The sequence below is a fragment of the Campylobacter concisus genome (genome assembly GCF_003049705.1).
Classification (GTDB): domain Bacteria; phylum Campylobacterota; class Campylobacteria; order Campylobacterales; family Campylobacteraceae; genus Campylobacter_A; species Campylobacter_A concisus_AR.
Genome location: NZ_PIRF01000009.1, coordinates 1 through 18,775 on the forward strand (window position 1 = coordinate 1; position 18,775 = coordinate 18,775).

An 18,775-nucleotide genomic window follows, 5' to 3' on the forward strand; every position below is an offset into this window, starting at 1 on the left:
CTAAAGCTTCTTGTGCTTTTAGGAAGTGGGTGGTTAAGAGAGTTTCGATCTTGCCACCAAGCGGGCAAGCTTTGGGTTCTGGGTATTAATACAAAGCAGGGGGTAAACTAGCTATGAAATCCTAGCTTACAAGATTCTCTATTTAATATTTAAATAATCTTACTATTGAATATAATAAATACCTAGTTAAATTTATAAAAAACTCTATTTAGATAAAGTCCTTCAGCTGGAGCTGGGATACGCGTTAATGCGGGCCATCCGTTAAGTGAAGCATTGATGAGCTCACCGCCATTTTTTATACTTAAAGCTTTAAGTAGATTTGCAATCATAAGCCGTACTTGGGCGCGCAAAAAGCCATTCGCTTTAAAAACTATGATAGTTTGGTTTTTGTATTCATAACAAAATGCCTTAAAAATTTCTCGTACTGAGCTTTTTGTGTCACTTCCTGTTTTCATATAGGAGCTAAAATCATGCTCACCAACAAAATTAGATAAAATTTCATTTGCTTTTTTGATATCAAATTTTGGCAAAAAGACTTTATAATTTGAGCTAAAAACATCAAATTCTCCATGATCTATAATGTATCTATAAGACCTTGCTACGGCGTCAAATCTTGCTTGAAAATTTTCATCAACTAAATTTATACGTTTTATATGAATATTTGGGTGGGCATGGCGGTTGATTAGCTCTTTTAGATGCTCTAAATTTTTAAAATGATCGCCACAAATTACGCTTGAGCTTTGATTAATCGCATGAACGTTTTTGTCTGTACGTGAGCTAGAGACTATTTTTTCAAATATTCCAACGTGAGCTAGAGCACGCGAAAGCTCATCTTCTACGCCATTTTCATGCGGCTGAGTTTGCGAGCCTTGGAATTTGGAGCCATCGTAGCTATAAATTAGTTGGATTTTCATTAGTATCTTCGCATGATTTTGGCTTTAAAAAGCAAAATTCCTGCCAATAAAAAGACGAAAAATATGAGCGGGATCGCAAAAGCTGGTTTTGATGAAAGTAGCATTATGAGCGTAAAATACCCAAATAAAACGCCAAATGTCCCAACATAAACCATGCCCTTTTCATATCTATAAGTAACGATGCCAAAGCTTATAGCAAAAAGTGTACTGGCAAGTGGAAATAGCGCAACAAGCACATACGTACTAAGATCTTTTCTTCTTTTTTCACTACTATTTGCCTCCGCCCAGTACTCTTTTATGCCGCCTATATCGCTTATCTCTTCACTTTGGGCAGTCCTTATCTTCATAGATTTGAAGTTACTTTGATGATAAATTTCATCTTTTATGTCATACATTTTTCCATCTACTAAAGAGAGTTCGATGCTTTGATTTGTATTAGTGATCTTTGCGTTTTTAGCAGTGATTAAGCGTTGGGAGTCTTTAATGTAAGGATTAAACATCACGATATCTTTATAGGTAGTGCCGTTGTTATCTTGCATTTCACTACCCACATAGACCATCCAGTCAGAAAATTTTTGTCCAAACTGGGTTGGCTTTAAATTTAGCTTTGCGACAGTCTTTTTATAATCAATAAAATTTGCATTTAGCTGTGCGGCTATTGGTATCATTATGGTAGCGATTATAAGTAGAGCAGTGCTTAAAAATGCTGAAAATATTAAGAAAAATTTAGCAATCTTATTTGGTGAGCCACCAAGCGTAAAAATAACGATACTTTCATTCTCTTTTGATAATCTAAAAAAAGTCATCGCAAGTGATACAAAAAATGCTATAGGCACGACAAAAAGTAGCACGCGTGGAAGCATAAATGAGTAGAGTTTAAAAAGCTCGCCAAAGCTGATCTCAATGTAGGAAGTAATGCGCGCGATCTGGATGAAAAATACGATCGACATGATCAAAAAAAGCGTACTAAATAGCGACGCAAAAGTCCCTATGAAGTTAAACAAAAGATATCTGTTCACTCTACTCATAAATAAACCTTAAAATTTCTAAAATTTGCTCTTTAAAAGCGTATGTAATAAGTAAGCCAAGACTTAAAAATGGCACAAAGGCTAGCTCGTAGCTCTTTTTGCGAACGAGCGCATACACTGGAAGTGTAAAAAGTGCTGCAAGATAGATCGCCACTAGAGCCAGTTTGACTGGCAAGATAGCTCCGATGATCGCCGCTATAAAGATATCTGCACTACCCATCGCTTCTTTTTTTATGGCAAAACTTACGACAAATCTAAGCACCCAAAAGATAAGTGCAAAAAGGAATAAATTTAAAATCTGGGCAAAATTTCCTTTAACTATAAAAAGCATCAGAGCGTAGATAAATGCGAAAAATAGCGCCGCAAAAAGAAGCGGATCTGGCACAGCTTTATATCTTATATCTATGACGCTAAGAGCTAGTAGCATTATAAAGCAAAGACCTAAAAATAGCGCATAAAGCAGCGTTTCTACACTTAAAATTTTGCCGCACTCTTTAAAAAAGCAGATCAGAAAAAGTATCCCAGAAACTAGCTCGATCACTGGGTAGATGAGGCTTATTTTTTTCTTACAAAAGGCACATTTGCCGCCTAAAAATAGCCATGAAAAAAGCGGAACATTGTGATAAAAATTTAGCTTATGGTCGCAGTTTGGGCAATGAGAAGCTGGAAAATTTATACTTTCATTTCTTGGTAAGCGGTAGATCAAAACATTTAAAAACGAACCGATGCAAATGCCAAGAATAAATGTAAAAACGGCAAAAAAAATGACTAAATTATCCATTATCTCGCTAAACTCCGCCAAATCTTCGCTCTATATTTTTAAATTTGCTAACGATGCTTGCAAGCTCATCCTTACTAAAGTCAGGCCAAAGTGTGGGCGTAAAAAATAGCTCTGCGTAGCTTGCTTGCCAAAGCATGAAATTTGAAAGCCTGCTCTCGCCACCAGTCCTAATGAGAAGATCCACCGGCTCACTCTCATCAAGTGCTGCATTTAGGCTTGCTTCGTTTATCTCTGTACCTTTTAAATTTAGCTTTCTCACAGCTCTAATAATCTCGTCTTTTGAGCCGTAGTTTATAGCTAAATTTAATAATAAATTTTTATTCTCTCTTGTAGCGTTTTTGGTGATTTCTATCTCGTTTTTTAGCTCATCGCTAAATGGCGAAATATCACCAATCGTATTAAATTTGATCCCATTTTTTATAAAGTCAGCGCGCTTTAAAATGAGAAATTTCTTAAGCAAATTCATCAAAAATTCGACCTCTTTTTGCGGTCTTTTCCAGTTTTCAGTACTAAATGCGTAAAGACTTAAAATTTTCACACCATTATCGATACAAAATTCGCACATATCGCTTACTACATTTGCTCCAGCTTCGTGCCCGTTTGTCCGTAAAAATCCACGTTTTTTAGCCCAGCGCCCATTTCCATCCATGATAATAGCAAGGTGGTTTAATTCATTCAATCTTTAGCCTTTTATATCAATAATTTGTTCTTTTTTGCTCCAAAGAGCACTTACATTTTGCACTGTTATGTTGGCGCTAAATTCACTTTTTAACAAGCTAGCTACATTATTAAATGGAGTGGCGATCTCGTATAAAACTTCATCTTTAAATTTAAAAATAAGTGGAGCAAAATTTGAAAATATTAAAAAAATTTTCATATCACTCTCCTCTTTTTTTAGCTGAAAAACGCCGTTTATGCCATTATAAATAAATGGTATATGCACGACATTTTCTTGCAGAGCAAAGAGCATTTTCGCTAGCACTTTCATCTCGTCTTTTGTCTTAGCTTCACTTAAACTTTTAAATAAATGGTCATAAAACCACGATAAATTCTCATTTTCTATCAAATTTTCGATAAGATTTAGCCCATCAGCCAAGACATCTTCGTCTAAAATTCTTGGCTTTTCGTATAAATTTTTTATGACGATATTTTCGCCCTGGCTTTGCACCTCGCCCCAGTATCTCGAGCCTACGTTTAGCTCTTTTGCGCTTTTTGTGTTTAAATTTCTATTTGCAAAATTTAAAATGTATCTGTTAAAACCGATCTTTTGGCTTACTAAGATACTAAGCGGAAGTGACGAATTTATAGCTACTAACGGTGAATTTGCATTTTTTGCTATTTTTTGAATGCGAGAAATTTTCTCTATCATAAATTTGCCGCTAGCTCCACGATATGTCTTGCGATCTCGTCTTTTGCGGCAAGCGGCAGCAAAGTTTCACTATTTTTCGTGATGAAATTTACCTCATTTTGCTCACTTGCAAAGCCATTTTTCTCACCCAAGATATTTAGGCAAACTGCGTCAAGCCCCTTTTGCTCTAGCATTGCTCTAGCATTTTCGTGTGCGCTCTCGCTTGAGATTTCAAGCTTAAAGCCGATCTTTTTGCATTTAAACTTTTTTAAGCTTTGCAAAATATCGACATTTCTCTTTAGACTTAAGCTTAAAATTTCGCCAACGTCCTCTTTTTTTATCTTGCCATCTATCTTTGTCGGTACAAAATCACTAACTGCAGCACACATTACAATTAAATTCGTGCTCTCACACTCGCTCTTGCAAAGCCCTAAAAGCTCACTACTTGAGCTAAATTTAAGGCTAAGAAATGGCTCATTTGCGGTTTCAAAGCTAGCAAGCAGTTTTACCTCCGCACCTGCATAGTAAAAGGCTCTTGCCAAGGCTCTTGCCATCTTACCGCTTGAGAAATTTGTAATGGCTCTAACATCATCTATCTTTTCGGTTGTTGCGCCACCCGTGATCACCACTTTTTTGCCTGCGAAAATGGGCTTGCTAAGCCTTTTAATGGCCGCTTCTACTATCACTTCAGGGTTTGCAAGACCGCCTTTACCAACGTCGCCACAAGCTAGAGTTTTTAAAACCGGCTCAACTATTAAAGCGCCGTTTTTCTTTAAAATTTCAAGCGAATTTTGCGTCGCGAAGTGCTCTATCATACTGTTATTTGCAGCTAGTGCGACAACCAAAGGTACGTGCGAGGCGGCGATTAGCGTTTGCATAAAGACATTGTCACAGATGCCAGCTATTAGCTTATTTATCGTATTTACAGAGGCTGGAGCGATTAGAACTAGATCCATTTTAGAGTAGGCTATGTGATTTACGCCATCTTGCCAGTTTTGCGTTTGCGAGCTTAAAATTTTATGCTCACTTAGCGCCTCAAAGCCGCTTACACTGCAAAATTCAAGCGCTCCGTCACTTAAAGCCACATAAACATCAGCACCTTTCTTTTTAAGCAGCGATAAAATTTCGAATGCCTTATAAAAGGCGATACTACCGCAAACGGCAAGTAAAATTTTCTTATTTTTTAACATCGTCTTTGCCAAAGAATTTCTCAAAAAAGCCGCTTTTGTTCTCTTGACGAGCTCTGCTAATCGCTAGCGCTCCACTCTCAACATCTTTTGTGATGGTGCTTCCTGCTGCGATGATGACGTTATCAGCGATATTTACAGGGGCAACTAGCTGCGTATCTGAGCCAACAAAGACGTTTTTGCCGATTTTGGTTTTGTATTTTGCTTTGCCGTCGTAATTGCATGTGATTGTGCCACACCCGATGTTTGTGCCGCTTTCTATCTCGCAGTCGCCAAGATAGCTCAAATGTCCAGCTTTTACGCCGCTAAGAACGCCCTTTTTTACCTCGACGAAATTCCCTATGTGTGTGTCAGAAATTTCAGAATTTGGTCTGATGTGAGCTAGTGGCCCTATATCTGAGTTTTTGATAATGCTACTTTCGATCACTGATGAGCTTTTGATGATGCTCTCTGTGATGACGCATTCGCCAAGGATACTTACGTTTTCTTCGAGCACGCACTCGCCTTCAAATTTAGCCCTGCTGTCTATGAAAATGCTCTCAGGCATGCGCATCAAAACGCCAGCTTTCATCAAATTTTGCTTGATCTCATCTTGCATGATCTTTTCTGCAATGCTAAGCTGAAATTTATCATTTATTCCCATGAAATTTTGCTCATTAACATTTACTGCAACGCACTTTAAGCCCTTTTCATTTGCTATTTTTATGGCGTCAGTTAGGTAGTACTCTTTTTGTGCGTTTTGGTTGCTTATGAGTGGTAAAATTTGCTCTAGAGCCCCGCGTTTAAAGCAGTAGCAGCCAGCATTTACGCTTTTTATGGCAAGCTGCGCTTCGCTCGCATCTTTTTGCTCGACGATGCCTTCAACTTTGCCATTTTTTATGATGACTCTGCCGTAGCCAAAAGGATTTGCTGCTTCAAATGAGCTCATAACCACGTCAGCTTCAGCATTTGCTAGACGCATTAGGTCGGTTGATTTTACAAGAGGCATGTCACCACAAGTTACTATCACCTTTTCGCCGCTTAAATTTACGCTCTTTATCGCGCCAGCAGTGCCTGGGTAATTTGTGTGGTCTTGCTCAAAAATTTTAGTTTGAGGGAAAATTTCTTTTATTTTTTGACTAATTAACTCTTTTTCGTAATGAAGCACGACGCTAACGTCATTTGTGATAGCATAAGCTTGCTTTAAGATGTGAATGATCATCGGCTCACCGCAAAGTTCAAATAGGACTTTTGGACGTTTTGATTTCATCCTGGTACCAAGACCAGCAGCTAAAATTATGATTGAAGTATTGTTCATTTTTAAGCCTTTTAACGTTAAAAATTTCGCAGATTGTAGCAAAAAATGCCAAACATTTTTTTTAATTTAACGATTGTTTCAACAAAAAGCTAATAAAATAGCAATTCTTAAGAATTTATAAATAAAGTGAGCTTAAATGGATTTAGGAACCGTCGTCGGCTGGGTTTTGACCCTAGTGCTTTTGTTTGGATCAATGGCGATAGGCGTTGGTATAGGACCATACATCGATATTCCTTCTGTGATGATCGTTTTTGGTGGTACTATCGGCGTTATGATGGTTGGCTTCAAGATGGAGACGCTTAAAGGAATTGGTAAATTTTATGGCATTGCTGTTAAGCCATCAGTCGTAGTAAATTTACCTGAGACTATAAAAAAAATAGTCGATTATTCAACTAAAGCTAGACGTGATGGTATCTTATCGCTCGAAAGCGAAGTAAATAATGAGACAAATCAGTTTTTAAAAAGAGGCCTCTCAATGGCGGTCGATGGCAATGAGCCAGATGCGATAAGAGCGCTTTTAGAGATTGATATCGATCAAACTAGCACAAGACATTCAAATAATATTAAAATTTTTGAGCAAGTCGGCGGTTTTGCGGGTGCTATGGGTATGATAGGAACGCTCATTGGTCTTGTTGCGATGCTTCTTAACATGTCAGATCCTAGTGCGATCGGCCCATCAATGGCGGTTGCCTTGCTTACGACACTTTATGGTGCGATGATAGGTAACATTATAGGTGCACCTGTGGCAAATATCCTCTCTATTCGCGATGCTGATGAAGCACTTGAAAAACAAGTCGTACTTGAGGGAATCATGTCGATACAAGCAGGTGATAATCCAAGAACGCTTGAAGCTAAACTCTTAGCCTTTTTACCACCAAAAGATAGAAAAAGTCAGTTTGAATAATGGGTAAGTTAATAAAACCAGAAGAGTGTCCAAAATGTATGCCTGAGTGGCTAGCTGCTTTTGGCGACCTCATGTCACTTTTGCTTTGTTTTTTCGTTTTATTACTTTCTATGGCGACAATGGATGCTAAAAAGATGGAGGCCGCTGTTGGCTCACTAGCTGGTGCTTTGAGTGTGCTTGAAGGTGGTGCTAGACCTGAAAATCAGATAGAAAAAGAGACGGATCCAGAAAATACTCGTGCAAAAAAGATAAGCAAGCAAAAGGGCTCACAAAGTGAGCTAAATATGAATGTTAAAAAGATAAATGAGTTACTAGCTGCTAGCGGGGCACCTGAGATCACTATGGAGGAGAGTGAAGATGGCTTTATCGTAAGGCTTCCAGCAGCTATGCTTTTTGAGAAAGATAGTGCTGAAATTTCTGGTGAAGATGCGAAGCTGTTTTTAAAACGAATAGGCATGATTGTGGCAAAAATGCCTAATGATGTAAAAGCCGATATTATCGGCCATACAGATAATATAGAACCAAGTAAAGACTCAGCTTATAAAAATAACTGGCAGCTCTCAACTGCAAGGGCTTTAAGCGTGGTTGAAGAGCTAATTAACGATGGCGTACCACAAAATAGAATAATAGCTTCTGGCAAAGCTTCGTTTGATCCGATCGCTAGTAACAGCACAGAAGATGGCAGAGCTAAGAATAATAGAGTAGAAATTCACTTCATATCGCTTGAGCCAAAAAATAAAGAGGCTACTAAGAAAAGTATCCTTGATATGAGGAATTAGTCGTGAAGGCACTGCTTGCTTTAGCGGTTTTACTTTGCACGGTTTTTGGGGCTGATCCTGCGCTACCAACTATAAATTTAAGTCTAAATTCTCCAGCAAATGCCGAGCAACTAGTAAATTCTCTAAACGTTTTACTAATCCTCACCGCACTTGCACTTGCTCCTTCGCTCATTTTTATGATGACAAGTTTTTTAAGGCTTGTTATCGTATTTTCATTTTTACGCCAAGCCATGGGCACACAGCAAGTTCCTCCTTCAACAGTGCTTATCTCGCTTGCGATGGTTCTTACCTTTTTTATCATGGAGCCAGTTGGACAAAAGAGCTATAATGATGGCATAAAGCCTTATATAGCTGAGCAGATAGGCTATGAAGAGATGCTTGATAAGAGCTTAAAGCCATTTAAAGAATTTATGGTAAAAAACACAAGAGAAAAAGACCTTGCGCTTTTCTTTAGGATTAGAAATTTACAAAATCCAGCAAATATTGAAGAGATACCGCTAAGTATCGCAATGTCGGCTTTCATGATAAGTGAGCTAAAGACATCTTTTGAGATAGCGTTTTTGCTCTATTTGCCATTTCTTGTCATCGACATGGTCGTAAGCTCAGTACTGATGGCTATGGGTATGATGATGCTTCCTCCTGTCATGATCTCACTACCATTTAAACTGCTCATATTTGTGCTTGTTGATGGCTGGAATTTACTAATAGGAAATCTTGTAAAAAGCTTTCACTAATGAAAAAATTTTTATTCATTTTTTTGCCGGTATTTTTGCTTGGTTCAAATTTAAGCGTGATCGCAAACAAAGCAACGCAAAATGAAATTTCAAAGATCAAAGAGCTTGAGCTAAAAAGAGCAAATTTAAACGATGAAGCCACATTAAGCTCATATATGCCAAGCCTTAGCCTAGAGGGCTCATACGGCAAAAATGCAAGCACTTTTCCAAGCATAGTCGCTAAAGAGTCAGCTGGCGTGCTGGCTAGAATTGATTTTTTACTATATGATGGCGGAGCGAGAGAGGCTAGGCTAAAGATGAGCCAGCTTTTAAAAAACAAAGCCATGATCGCTAGTGATGAAGCCAAAAACTACCTTGCATTTAAGGCTGTAAATTTATATTTTAATGCTCTAGCACTTGAAAATATAATCACAGCCAAACAGGCTCAAGCAAATTTTTTAAAAGGCGTTCTAGACAAGCTTGAAAAGGCAAACATTGCAGGTCTTGCCGCAAAAGATGAGCTTGAGAATGTAAGGGCTAAATATTACTTAGCTAATAGCACGCAGCTTGAATACAAAAACAAAATGGAGCAAATTTTAAATGAGATAAATTTACTAACTGGTGAGAAAATTTTGCCATTAGGCGGAGCAAAGATGGCTGATATTAGCTCAAATTTAGCTTCAAAGAATGCTGAGCTTGATAGACTAAGCCAAGATATATTTTTAGGTGAAGCTAAGCTTAGCGAGACAAGAGCTGGCTTTTTGCCCCAAATTTCGCTTTATGACACATATGGATTTTATAAAAATAATTACGATATCGATCTAGGCAGGCTTAGTTCTTACCGCTCATACGTGGATAAATACCTAAAAGAAGATACTCATGGCAATAAATTTGGTATCGCTTTTAAATGGAAAATTTTTGATTTTTTCGCCACTAGTAAGATGAGTCAGGCTCAAAAGATCGCACTTGATGAGGCAAGGCTAAATTTGGAGTATAAAAGGCGTGAAAACGAGACAAAGCTTAAAAATTTGCAAAGTGAAATCGTGGTGCTCACTTCAAAAATCACTTCACTAAACGAATATGTAAAAGCAAGCGATTTGGCATTAAAAGCTAGCTATGAGAAGTATAACTCTGGGCTTTTGGGATATAGCGACCTGCTTGAGGTGCTCTCTCAAAAATTTGACGCCATTAGCCTTTTTGAGAGTGCAAAAGATGAGCTTGAGATTAAAAAAGCGGAGTTCTTTTTTGAAAATGGTGAGCCGATTTTAGAGAGGATTAGAGATTGAAAAAACTGATAATTTTGATGATATTTGGCATTTTTTCATTTGCTAGTGAAGAGATTTTTGCTGATTTTGAAGTCTATGCTAAGCAAAGCTCAAAGCTTGCATTTGAGAGCAGCGGCAAGGTGGATAAAATTTTTGTAGATGTCTCAAGTCACGTTAAAAAAGGTGACGTGCTAGCTAGCCTTGATCAAACAAGCCTAGATATCGCTCTAAAAAAGGCAAAAAACGACCTAGCGCTTGCCAAAAATGCCAAAGAATTTGCTAAAAATACCTTTAATAAATTTAGCCAAGTAAAGGACGTCACTTCAAAGCAAGAATTTGATGAAGTAAAGTATAAATTTGATGAGGCAGCTCTAAGAGTTCAAGCGGCTGAGATCGCCATTTTAAATGCAGATGATCATCTTAAAAAGGCTCTTTTAAAAGCTCCTTTTGATGGCGTGATAGCTAGTAAAAATGTCGAGCTTGGCGAGAGTGCTTCGCCGCTTCAGCCAGCCTTTGTCTTAAACTCCGAGGAGGCTAAAATTTTAATAGCGATTGACGAAAAATACGCAAATTTAGTAAAAGTTGGCGATATGTTTAAATTTAAGCTTGACGCGACAAACGAGGAAAAAGAGGTTAAAATCGCGCTAATTTACCCAGAGATAAAAAGAGAGACCAGGAAATTTTACGCCCAAGCTTACGATATGGGGATGAAGCCAGGCATGTTTGGTCAAGGAAAAGTGATAATCGGCGAAAATAAATGATAAAAACAGCCATCAATCGCCCCATAACTACGCTTATGATATTTTTAAGTCTCGTTGTCTTTGGCATCTACTCGCTAAAGACGATGAATGTAAATTTATACCCGCAAGTAAATATCCCAATCGTTAAGATCACGACCTACGCAAATGGCGATATGAACTACATCAAGACAAAGATCACGCAAAAGATAGAGGATGAGGTCTCAAGCATCGAGGGGATAAAAAAGCTTTACTCAACCAGCTTTGACAACCTAAGTGTGGTAAGCATCGAATTTGAGCTAAACAAAGACCTAGAGAGCGCTACAAACGACGTCCGCGACAAGATGCAAAAGGCTAGGTTAAACGCAAACTACGAGATAGAAAAGCTAAATGGCCTCTCTTCAGCCGTCTTTAGCCTTTTTATCACAAGGTTTGATGGCAACGAAACTAAGCTCATGCAAGAGATAGATGATGTGGCAAAGCCATTTTTAGAGCGCATTAGTGGCGTCTCAAAGGTCAAGACAAATGGCTTTTTAGAGCCAGCGGTGAAAATTTTGCTAGATAGATTTAAGCTTGATAAAAACGCTCTTAGCGCAAACGAAGTGGCAAATTTGATAAAGGTTGAAAATTTAAAAGCACCTCTTGGCAAGATAGAAAATGAAAAAATCCAAATGGCGATCAAGTCAAATTTCAGCGCCAAAAGCATAGATGAGATAAGAAATTTAACGATCAAACAAGGGGTCTTTTTAAAAGATATCGCAAGTGTTGATCTTGCTTACAAAGATGCAAACGAAGCAGCGATAATGGATAAAAAAAGTGGCGTCTTGCTTGGTCTTGAGCTGGCTCCAGACACAAACGCTCTAACCGTGATCGCTCTAGCTAAGTCAAAGCTAGATCAGTTTAAAAGCCTGCTTGGTATCAAATACGATGTAAAAATAGCTTATGATAAGAGCGAAGTGATACAAAAACACATCGATCAAACCGCCTTTGATATGATCCTTGGCGTCTTGCTAACCATAGTGATCGTGTATTTATTTTTAAGAAATTTCTCGATCACTATCATCTCGGTCGTAGCGATACCAACTAGCATCGTGGCGACGTTTTTCATCATAAACGCCCTAGGATACGACATAAACCGCCTAAGTCTTATCGCATTAACGCTAGGCATTGGAATTTTTATCGATGATGCGATAGTTGTCACTGAAAATATCGCTAGCAAGCTAAAAGATGAGCCAAATGCCCTAAAAGCAAGCTTTGCAGGTATAAAAGAGATAGCATTTAGCGTCTTTGCGATCTCGCTCGTGTTGCTTTGCGTCTTTGTGCCAATAGCCTTTATGAGCGGCATCGTTGGCAAGTACTTTAACTCATTTGCGATGAGCGTGGCAGCTGGCATCGTCATCTCGTTTTTTGTGAGCATCTTTCTTGTGCCAACGCTTAGCGCTAGGTTTGTAAATGCCAAACAAAGCGGTTTTTTTCAAAAGAGCGAGCCATTTTTTGAGGCACTTGAAAATGGCTATGAGAAAATTTTAGCTTTAGCGCTTAAATTTAAGCTCATATTTTTATCCATAACGCTTGTGGTCGTTGTTTGCTCATTTGCTCTGGCTAAATTTGTAGGTGGTGATTTCATGCCAAGCGAGGATAACTCGGAGTTTAACATCTACTTTAAGCTTGACCCATCACTTAGCCTGCAAGCTAGCAAAGAGAGGCTAAAAGATAAAATTTCACTCATAAATACCGATCCTCAGGTAGCTTACGCCTATTTCATCCTTGGCTACACAGACGCCAAGCAGCCTTATCTTGTAAAAGCTTACGTTAGGCTAAAGGAGCTAAAAGATAGAGCTAATCACGAGAGGCAAAACGCTATCATGCAAAGTTTTCGTGACAGACTGAAGAGCGATGATATGAGCGTCATCGTGGCTGATCTGCCAGTGGTTGAAGGTGGCGATGTGCAGCCAGTTAAGCTTACTATCACATCTGAAAATGGCAAAGAGCTAGAGAAATTTGTGCCAAAGATCAGCAAAATGCTAAAAGAGATAAATGACGCAACGGATGTAAATTCGCCCGAAGAAGATCTGCTAAAGCGCGTGCAAATTTCTATCGACGAAGATAAAGCTAAGAGGCTAATTTTAGACAAAGCCAGCATCGCAAGCGCTGTTTATAGTGCATTTAGCGAAAATGAAGTTTCTGTTTTTGAAAACGAAAATGGCAAAGAGTATGAGCTTTACATGCGCCTTGATGATAAATTTAGAAGCGATACAAACGATATTTTAAAGACCAAGATAAGAAGCAAAGAGGGTTTTTTTGTCACACTTGGTGACGTGGCGACGATTAGTTTTGAGCAAAAGCCAGCTAGTATTTCGAGGTTTAATAGAGCTGATGAGATAAAATTTTTAGCAAATACCAAAAACAACGCTCCGCTAAATAGCGTGGCAAATGAAATTTCAAAGAAGCTTGATGAAATTTTGCCTGCAAATTTCAAGTATAAATTTCTTGGATTTGTCGAGCTCATGGACGATACAAACGCTTCTTTTATCTTTACAGTAAGTGCTAGTGCGGTGCTTATTTATATGGTGCTAGCGGCACTTTATGAGAGCTTTTTGCTGCCATTTCTCATCATGCTTGCTATGCCGCTTGCCTTTTGTGGCGTCGTGATCGGACTTTTTATAAGCGGCAATCCATTTAGCCTATTTGTCATGGTTGGCGTCATCTTACTCTTTGGAATGGTCGGTAAAAACGCCATTTTGGTAGTTGATTTTGCAAACCACTTTGCAAATAGCGGCATAGAGGCAAACGAAGCTGTGAAAATGGCTGCAAAAAAGCGCTTAAGGGCTGTTTTGATGACCACTTTTGCCATGATATTTGCTATGCTGCCGCTTGCACTTAGCAGGGGTGCTGGCTTTGAGGCAAACTCACCTATGGCCATAAGCATCATCTTTGGGCTCATTAGCTCGACCTTGCTAAGCTTGCTTGTCGTGCCAGTGCTTTTTGCATGGGTTTATAATCTTGATAAATTTATAAGAAAATTTTATGAAAGGGAGAGAATTTGAAGAAGATTTTGGCGGTTTTGCTCTTTGCTTTGCCTCTTTGGGCTGGAAATTTACTAGAGATCATCGCTCTGGCGCAAAGTGCAAGGCTTGAGAGTTTGAAAGAATTTAATAAAAATGAATATATAAATAAAAATAAGAGTAAAAAGCTAAATTTATCCCTTGATGGCAGATATACCTTTGTGCCTGATGAGATAAAGGGCGGATATATGACAAAGGCGGGATCGATCACGGCAAAGGTCGAGTATCTTATCTTTGACGGCGGTGCAAGCGAGGCTGCTGATAAAATTTTAGACCACAAGGGCGTGGAGAAAATTTACAAAGATGAAGAGCTGATGAATCTCACTGCTTTTCAGGTCGCAAAGGTCTATTTTAACGCCGTTGCCCTAAATTCACTTATAAATTTAGAGACAAAATTTGTCGATAGCTTTGCTAAGGCTGCGGCTGAAAATGAGTTTTGGTTTGAGTATGGCGAGATAGATAAGAGCGAATTTGATGCGATAAATTTCACCTTAAATAAAAAAAGAGCTGAGCTTGACGAGCTTGGACTTAAGCTAGCTGAGCTAAACTCAAGGATAAATTTGCTCTCAAATGGCGAGATTGGCTTTAATGCTGGCTCAAAGATAATGATGCCTGATTTTAGTAAAGATGATATAAGCGCAAAACTTGGAGCAATGGAGCAAGAAAAATTTATAAAAGAGCGAGAAAATGAGAAACAAAAGAGCAAATTTGCTCCAAAAATTTACTTAAAAGATACGCAAAGTGTGAATAATAACAGCTTTAAAAAAGGTGAGAGGACGACTTCGCAGATGATAGGTGCTTACGCTGATGCGAACAAGCCTAGAGTGGAGTTTGAGTGGAAGCTGCCTGATAGCTTAAGTCTTAGCAAGCAAAGTCAAGTTAAACGCATTGAAGAGCAAAAGGCGGCACTTGATCTAAGCGATGAAGAAAATAGGATAATCACTCGCCTAAAAGAGCTAGAAAGCACAATCAAAGGCTTAAATGCAAAGCTAAATTTGCAAGATTTGAAGCAAGATAAGCTTGATAGTGATTTTATTGATCTGCTAAATGGCTATCTTGATGGCGAGATAAAATATGAAGAATTTCTATTTGTGAGTGAGAAAAATTTTAGTGATAGGGCAAATTTCATACTTGATGGCGATTTACTTGAGCTAAATAAACTTGAGTATTTTTTCGAATGTGCAAGAAAAATAAATGAGGTGATAATTGAATAAACTGATTTTTGTAACCATTTTGTGGGCGTTTAGCTTTAGTTTGATAGGTGAGTTTTTAGCTGGCAAGGTTGATAGTTATTTGGCTGTTTTTATTCGGGTTGCGCTTGCGAGCTTAGTCTTTTTACCATTTACAAAATTTCGTGGCATCAGCCCAAAGCTAGCATTTGGCATCATGGCGATCGGAGCGGTGCAAATAGGGCTTATGTATCTATTTTATTACAATTCATTTTTGTATCTAAGCGTGCCAGAAGTCGCACTTTTTACCATTTTTACGCCGTTTTATGTGACGCTCATCTACGACGCATTTAGCTTTAAATTTAGGCCACTTTACCTATTTAGCGTTGGCGTTGCGGTTTTTGGAGCTTTGGTTATAAAATATGGTGCTATAAACGATGGTGTATTAAAGGGCTTTTTGCTAGTGCAAGCGGCAAATATCTGCTTTGGAGCAGGGCAGAGCGCATATAAGGCACTTTTAGAAAAATTTGACGTGGATCAAAAAAATGTCTTTGGCTACTTTCACTTTGGGGCATTTTTTGTAGCTGTCGTTGCGCTTCTTACTCTTGGCAATCCAGCCAAATTTTCACTTACTTCAACGCAAATTTTAGTGCTTCTCTGGCTTGGCATAGTCGCTAGTGGAGTTGGGTATTTTATGTGGAACAAAGGTGCTTGTGAGGTCGATAGCGGCGTGCTTGCCATCATGAATAACGCTCTCATTCCAGCTGCTATCATTGTAAATTTAGTCTTTTGGCAAAAGGATACAAACTTAACTAGGCTAATTTTAGGCGCTGTTATAATGTATATATCTTTGATAATTCATAACAAGATAATGAAATTTTATGGTATGAAGATCGCTTAGGCGTAAATTTTATAGCTAGCAATAGCGAAGCATAAAAGCCCAAGTAGTGGCAAGATGTAGAATATGGATCTAAATTTTATAGCTAGAAGCGAAGCGATATTATAAAAGATAAAAATAATAGCTGGCACGAAAATTTTAGTCGAGCTTAGTCTAAAATTTAAAACATTATTTAGCAATCCATCAAAAATGTCGCCATACGAAGCGATATGAAGTGCGGCATTTAATGGATAAAAAACGCTAAAGATGTAGTTGATAGCAAGGACGCTAAGCTGCTGTAAGCTAATGAGTGGGAAGAAATAAAGCACGCAAATTTCCATTGCAAAGCAAACATATAAATTTAAAAGAATAAGATGAATGAAAGGCGAAAATTTATCTTTTAGGTGTTTAAAGTATAAAAATATGTAAAAAACGCCCATAAGTGAAAAGTAAAAACCTACGCTAAAAAGTAGCTGCGGAAAGAGCGATATGCTAACAAGCGCTACTATAAAAAGTGTCTTGAAGTTTAAAATTTTGACGCCTTTTAACGTGCAATAAAATCCTAAAATGCTCATTAAGAATGCTCGCAAAAAGCTTGGTATAAAGCCTATTATAAAAAAGTAAAATGACAAGACTATAAAAACGATAATAGCTAGATCAAAGTTGTAGTTTCTAAAAGGTAAAAACCTAGCATATAAAAATTTTAAAAGCGGCCTAAATACAAAAAATATAACTGCACTTATAAAACCTAAATGATAGCCACTTATGGCTATAAGATGCGCTATACCAAGGTGTGAGACGTCATCTCTTAACTCTGCGTCAATGCTTGTGCCTAAAAATAGAGCCGAGTAGAGTTGTGAAATTTTGCTATTTTCATGCTGGGCATAGATTAGTGATTGTAGTTTTTGGTTGATATTTAGCGTGGCTTTTTGTGGCAGTTTTTCGCGTGAAAAGCTAGGCATGTAAAAGGAGGAAGCAAGATAGTCTTTAAAACTAACGTCTAAATTTATGACGCTTAGAAATATATTATCTCCAGCTTTAAAGTCATCTGTTTTAGCTCCAAGCGTATAAAATGAAAACTCATCAGTCTTAAGCTTTAAAATTTGCCTTTTCTTGCCGTCATCTCCAAGCTTTTCGTAGCTAGAAATCACGGTTGCTGTTAGCTCTTGTTCTCCTTTGTCCATAAAAATTTGATATTTATGATAGTTAATAGCTAAATTTATAGAAAAAATACAAAGGCAAATCAGACAAAATATAGTAAAAATTTCTTTATTTTTTAAAGCTTTAAAACGCATCAGCCTTCAAATGAAACATCAGATACTGGCATGACAGACATATCTTCAAACCTTGAGTGTTGCTTTTGAAAGAGCACATCAACTGAGCCAGTTTCGCCATTTCTGTTTTTGCCAACTATGATCTCAGCCTTTTCTTGAAGCTTATTAAAGACGTGATTGCTCTTGTACTCTTTGCCCTCGGCACTTGCGCGTTTTTCTTTCTCTTTTTCTTCTTGCTCTAGGTAAAACTCATCTCTGTAAACAAAAAGAATGATATCAGCATCTTGCTCGATCGCGCCTGATTCTCTTAGATCGCTTAGCATAGGGCGTTTATTTGCGCGAGATTCTAGGCTTCTGTTTAGCTGAGAAAGAGCGATGATTGGCATATCTAGCTCACGTGCCAAAAGCTTTAATCCACGAGAAATTTCAGCTATTTGGACGTGACGATCAGCGTAGTTATTTGTACTCATCATAAGACCGATGTAGTCGATCACGCAAAGTGAAATTTCAGGATGCATAGCCTTTAGTTTTCGCATTTGTGTTCTTACTTGATGGATATTTACATAGCCACTATCATGTACAAAAAGCTTGCTAGCCGCAAACTCCTCGCAAGCATCGCTAAATCTAGCCAACGCTTCATCATCCATCTTTGCAGTCATTATGTCTTGAAGTGGGATAGAGGTCTTGCTTGCTAGCATTCTCATCATTATTTGCTCAGCTGGCATCTCAAGCGAGAAGAAAACAACTCCAGCATTATTTTTTAAAACCTGACTCATAAAATTTAAACAAAGTGTCGTTTTCCCCATGCCTGGACGAGCTGCGACGATGATGAGGTCTCCATTTTTAAAGCCCTTTATCATCTCATTTAGCTTCTTAAATCCAGTATCAAGTCCAACGATATCTTTTTCACCAAGCGAGGCTTGAGCATTAATATGATCCATCATTTTCATGATGATCTCTTTGCCTTCTTTTATAACTCCAGTGCTTCCACCTTCTATCAAAGAGTAAAATTCCTGGCTAAGATCATCGACCATATCGCGGCTTGGCTTATCTTCATTTACTTTGCTTGGTATGTTGTGAGCGATCTTTACAAGACTTCGTTTTATAGATTTTTCTCTTAGTTCGTTTGCGTATTTTTGAATGTCTATTAGGGAATTTGTGCCCAAAATATCCAGTATTAGCTCTTCGTCGTATTTTTCGCCAAGTCTATTTTTTAAAAATGGCATAGTTATGGGATCATCGCTATTTAGGCATGCTACCATTGCATCATATATTTGCGAATGCCCTTTTAGATAAAAATCCTTTGCCTTAACAATGTCAAAAATTTCACCTAAAATATCGTTGTTTTGCAAAATGGAGCTTAGTATAGCTCGCTCCATATCAATGTCGTAAAGGTTGGTAAATTCTATCTCGTTAACTCTTTGCTTTGCCACAACT

Annotated in this window: 17 protein-coding genes; 8 read left to right on the forward strand and 9 right to left on the reverse strand. The window is 38.1% G+C overall.

The annotated features are described in order from the left end of the window. Positions 1–182: 182 nt before the first annotated feature. From truA to glmU, 7 genes are read right to left on the reverse strand one after another with little or no spacing between them, the layout of a single operon-like run. The gene (gene truA / locus CVT05_RS08795; RefSeq protein WP_103649046.1) at positions 183–914 is read right to left on the reverse strand and encodes a tRNA pseudouridine(38-40) synthase TruA; all 732 of its coding nucleotides are present in this window, start codon (positions 912–914) and stop codon (positions 183–185) included. Further along, positions 914–1,942, reverse strand: a complete 1,029-nt coding sequence (locus CVT05_RS08800) for an LptF/LptG family permease (protein WP_107698518.1) — start codon at positions 1,940–1,942, stop codon at positions 914–916. Before CVT05_RS08800 ends, truA begins: the two co-directional genes overlap by 1 nt. Continuing rightward, a complete protein-coding gene (locus CVT05_RS08805; protein ID WP_107698567.1) occupies positions 1,935–2,723 on the reverse strand; it encodes a prepilin peptidase in 789 nt (262 codons plus the stop codon). Before CVT05_RS08805 ends, CVT05_RS08800 begins: the two co-directional genes overlap by 8 nt. Positions 2,724–2,730: 7 nt before the next feature. Continuing rightward, positions 2,731–3,402 carry a polyprenyl diphosphate synthase gene (uppS, locus tag CVT05_RS08810; protein WP_107698519.1) on the reverse strand — a complete coding sequence of 224 codons (672 nt, stop codon included), beginning with the start codon at positions 3,400–3,402 and terminating at the stop codon, positions 2,731–2,733. A gap of 3 nt (positions 3,403–3,405) precedes the next feature. Continuing rightward, the gene (locus CVT05_RS08815; RefSeq protein ID WP_107698520.1) at positions 3,406–4,092 is read right to left on the reverse strand and encodes a hypothetical protein; all 687 of its coding nucleotides are present in this window, start codon (positions 4,090–4,092) and stop codon (positions 3,406–3,408) included. Beyond that, positions 4,089–5,261: a bifunctional phosphopantothenoylcysteine decarboxylase/phosphopantothenate--cysteine ligase CoaBC gene (coaBC, locus tag CVT05_RS08820; RefSeq protein WP_107698521.1), complete on the reverse strand. Its 1,173-nt coding sequence runs from the start codon at positions 5,259–5,261 to the stop codon at positions 4,089–4,091. Before coaBC ends, CVT05_RS08815 begins: the two co-directional genes overlap by 4 nt. Further along, positions 5,248–6,555 (reverse strand): bifunctional UDP-N-acetylglucosamine diphosphorylase/glucosamine-1-phosphate N-acetyltransferase GlmU, encoded by a 1,308-nt coding sequence (glmU, locus tag CVT05_RS08825; RefSeq protein ID WP_107698522.1) that lies wholly within the window; start codon positions 6,553–6,555, stop codon positions 5,248–5,250. The genes coaBC and glmU overlap by 14 nt, the downstream gene beginning before the upstream one ends. Positions 6,556–6,691: 136 nt before the next feature. Here glmU and CVT05_RS08830 point away from each other — a divergent pair, with 136 nt between their 5' ends. From CVT05_RS08830 to CVT05_RS08865, 8 genes are read left to right on the forward strand one after another with little or no spacing between them, the layout of a single operon-like run. Continuing rightward, positions 6,692–7,459 carry a motility protein A gene (locus tag CVT05_RS08830; RefSeq protein WP_021091276.1) on the forward strand — a complete coding sequence of 256 codons (768 nt, stop codon included), beginning with the start codon at positions 6,692–6,694 and terminating at the stop codon, positions 7,457–7,459. Then, positions 7,459–8,238 (forward strand): flagellar motor protein MotB, encoded by a 780-nt coding sequence (locus CVT05_RS08835; RefSeq protein ID WP_087577924.1) that lies wholly within the window; start codon positions 7,459–7,461, stop codon positions 8,236–8,238. Before CVT05_RS08830 ends, CVT05_RS08835 begins: the two co-directional genes overlap by 1 nt. Positions 8,239–8,249: 11 nt before the next feature. Next, positions 8,250–8,972: a flagellar type III secretion system pore protein FliP gene (gene fliP / locus CVT05_RS08840; protein ID WP_196781206.1), complete on the forward strand. Its 723-nt coding sequence runs from the start codon at positions 8,250–8,252 to the stop codon at positions 8,970–8,972. Then, positions 8,972–10,237 carry a TolC family protein gene (locus CVT05_RS08845; protein ID WP_107698523.1) on the forward strand — a complete coding sequence of 422 codons (1,266 nt, stop codon included), beginning with the start codon at positions 8,972–8,974 and terminating at the stop codon, positions 10,235–10,237. Before fliP ends, CVT05_RS08845 begins: the two co-directional genes overlap by 1 nt. Then, a complete protein-coding gene (locus CVT05_RS08850; RefSeq protein WP_107698524.1) occupies positions 10,234–10,977 on the forward strand; it encodes an efflux RND transporter periplasmic adaptor subunit in 744 nt (247 codons plus the stop codon). The genes CVT05_RS08845 and CVT05_RS08850 overlap by 4 nt, the downstream gene beginning before the upstream one ends. After that, entirely contained in the window at positions 10,974–14,000 is a 3,027-nt protein-coding gene (locus tag CVT05_RS08855) for an efflux RND transporter permease subunit (RefSeq protein WP_107698525.1), read from the forward strand. Before CVT05_RS08850 ends, CVT05_RS08855 begins: the two co-directional genes overlap by 4 nt. Then, on the forward strand, positions 13,997–15,232 hold the full coding sequence (locus tag CVT05_RS08860) for a TolC family protein (RefSeq protein WP_107698526.1): 1,236 nt from the start codon (positions 13,997–13,999) through the stop codon (positions 15,230–15,232). The genes CVT05_RS08855 and CVT05_RS08860 overlap by 4 nt, the downstream gene beginning before the upstream one ends. Further along, positions 15,225–16,088: an EamA family transporter gene (locus tag CVT05_RS08865; RefSeq protein WP_107698527.1), complete on the forward strand. Its 864-nt coding sequence runs from the start codon at positions 15,225–15,227 to the stop codon at positions 16,086–16,088. Before CVT05_RS08860 ends, CVT05_RS08865 begins: the two co-directional genes overlap by 8 nt. Here CVT05_RS08865 and CVT05_RS08870 read toward each other — a convergent pair. Beyond that, positions 16,085–17,359, reverse strand: a complete 1,275-nt coding sequence (locus CVT05_RS08870; protein WP_107698528.1) for a ComEC/Rec2 family competence protein — start codon at positions 17,357–17,359, stop codon at positions 16,085–16,087. The two genes, CVT05_RS08865 and CVT05_RS08870, sit on opposite strands and share 4 nt — an antisense overlap. Further along, positions 17,359–18,771 (reverse strand): replicative DNA helicase, encoded by a 1,413-nt coding sequence (locus CVT05_RS08875; RefSeq protein ID WP_107698529.1) that lies wholly within the window; start codon positions 18,769–18,771, stop codon positions 17,359–17,361. The genes CVT05_RS08870 and CVT05_RS08875 overlap by 1 nt, the downstream gene beginning before the upstream one ends. Positions 18,772–18,775: the final 4 nt, after the last annotated feature.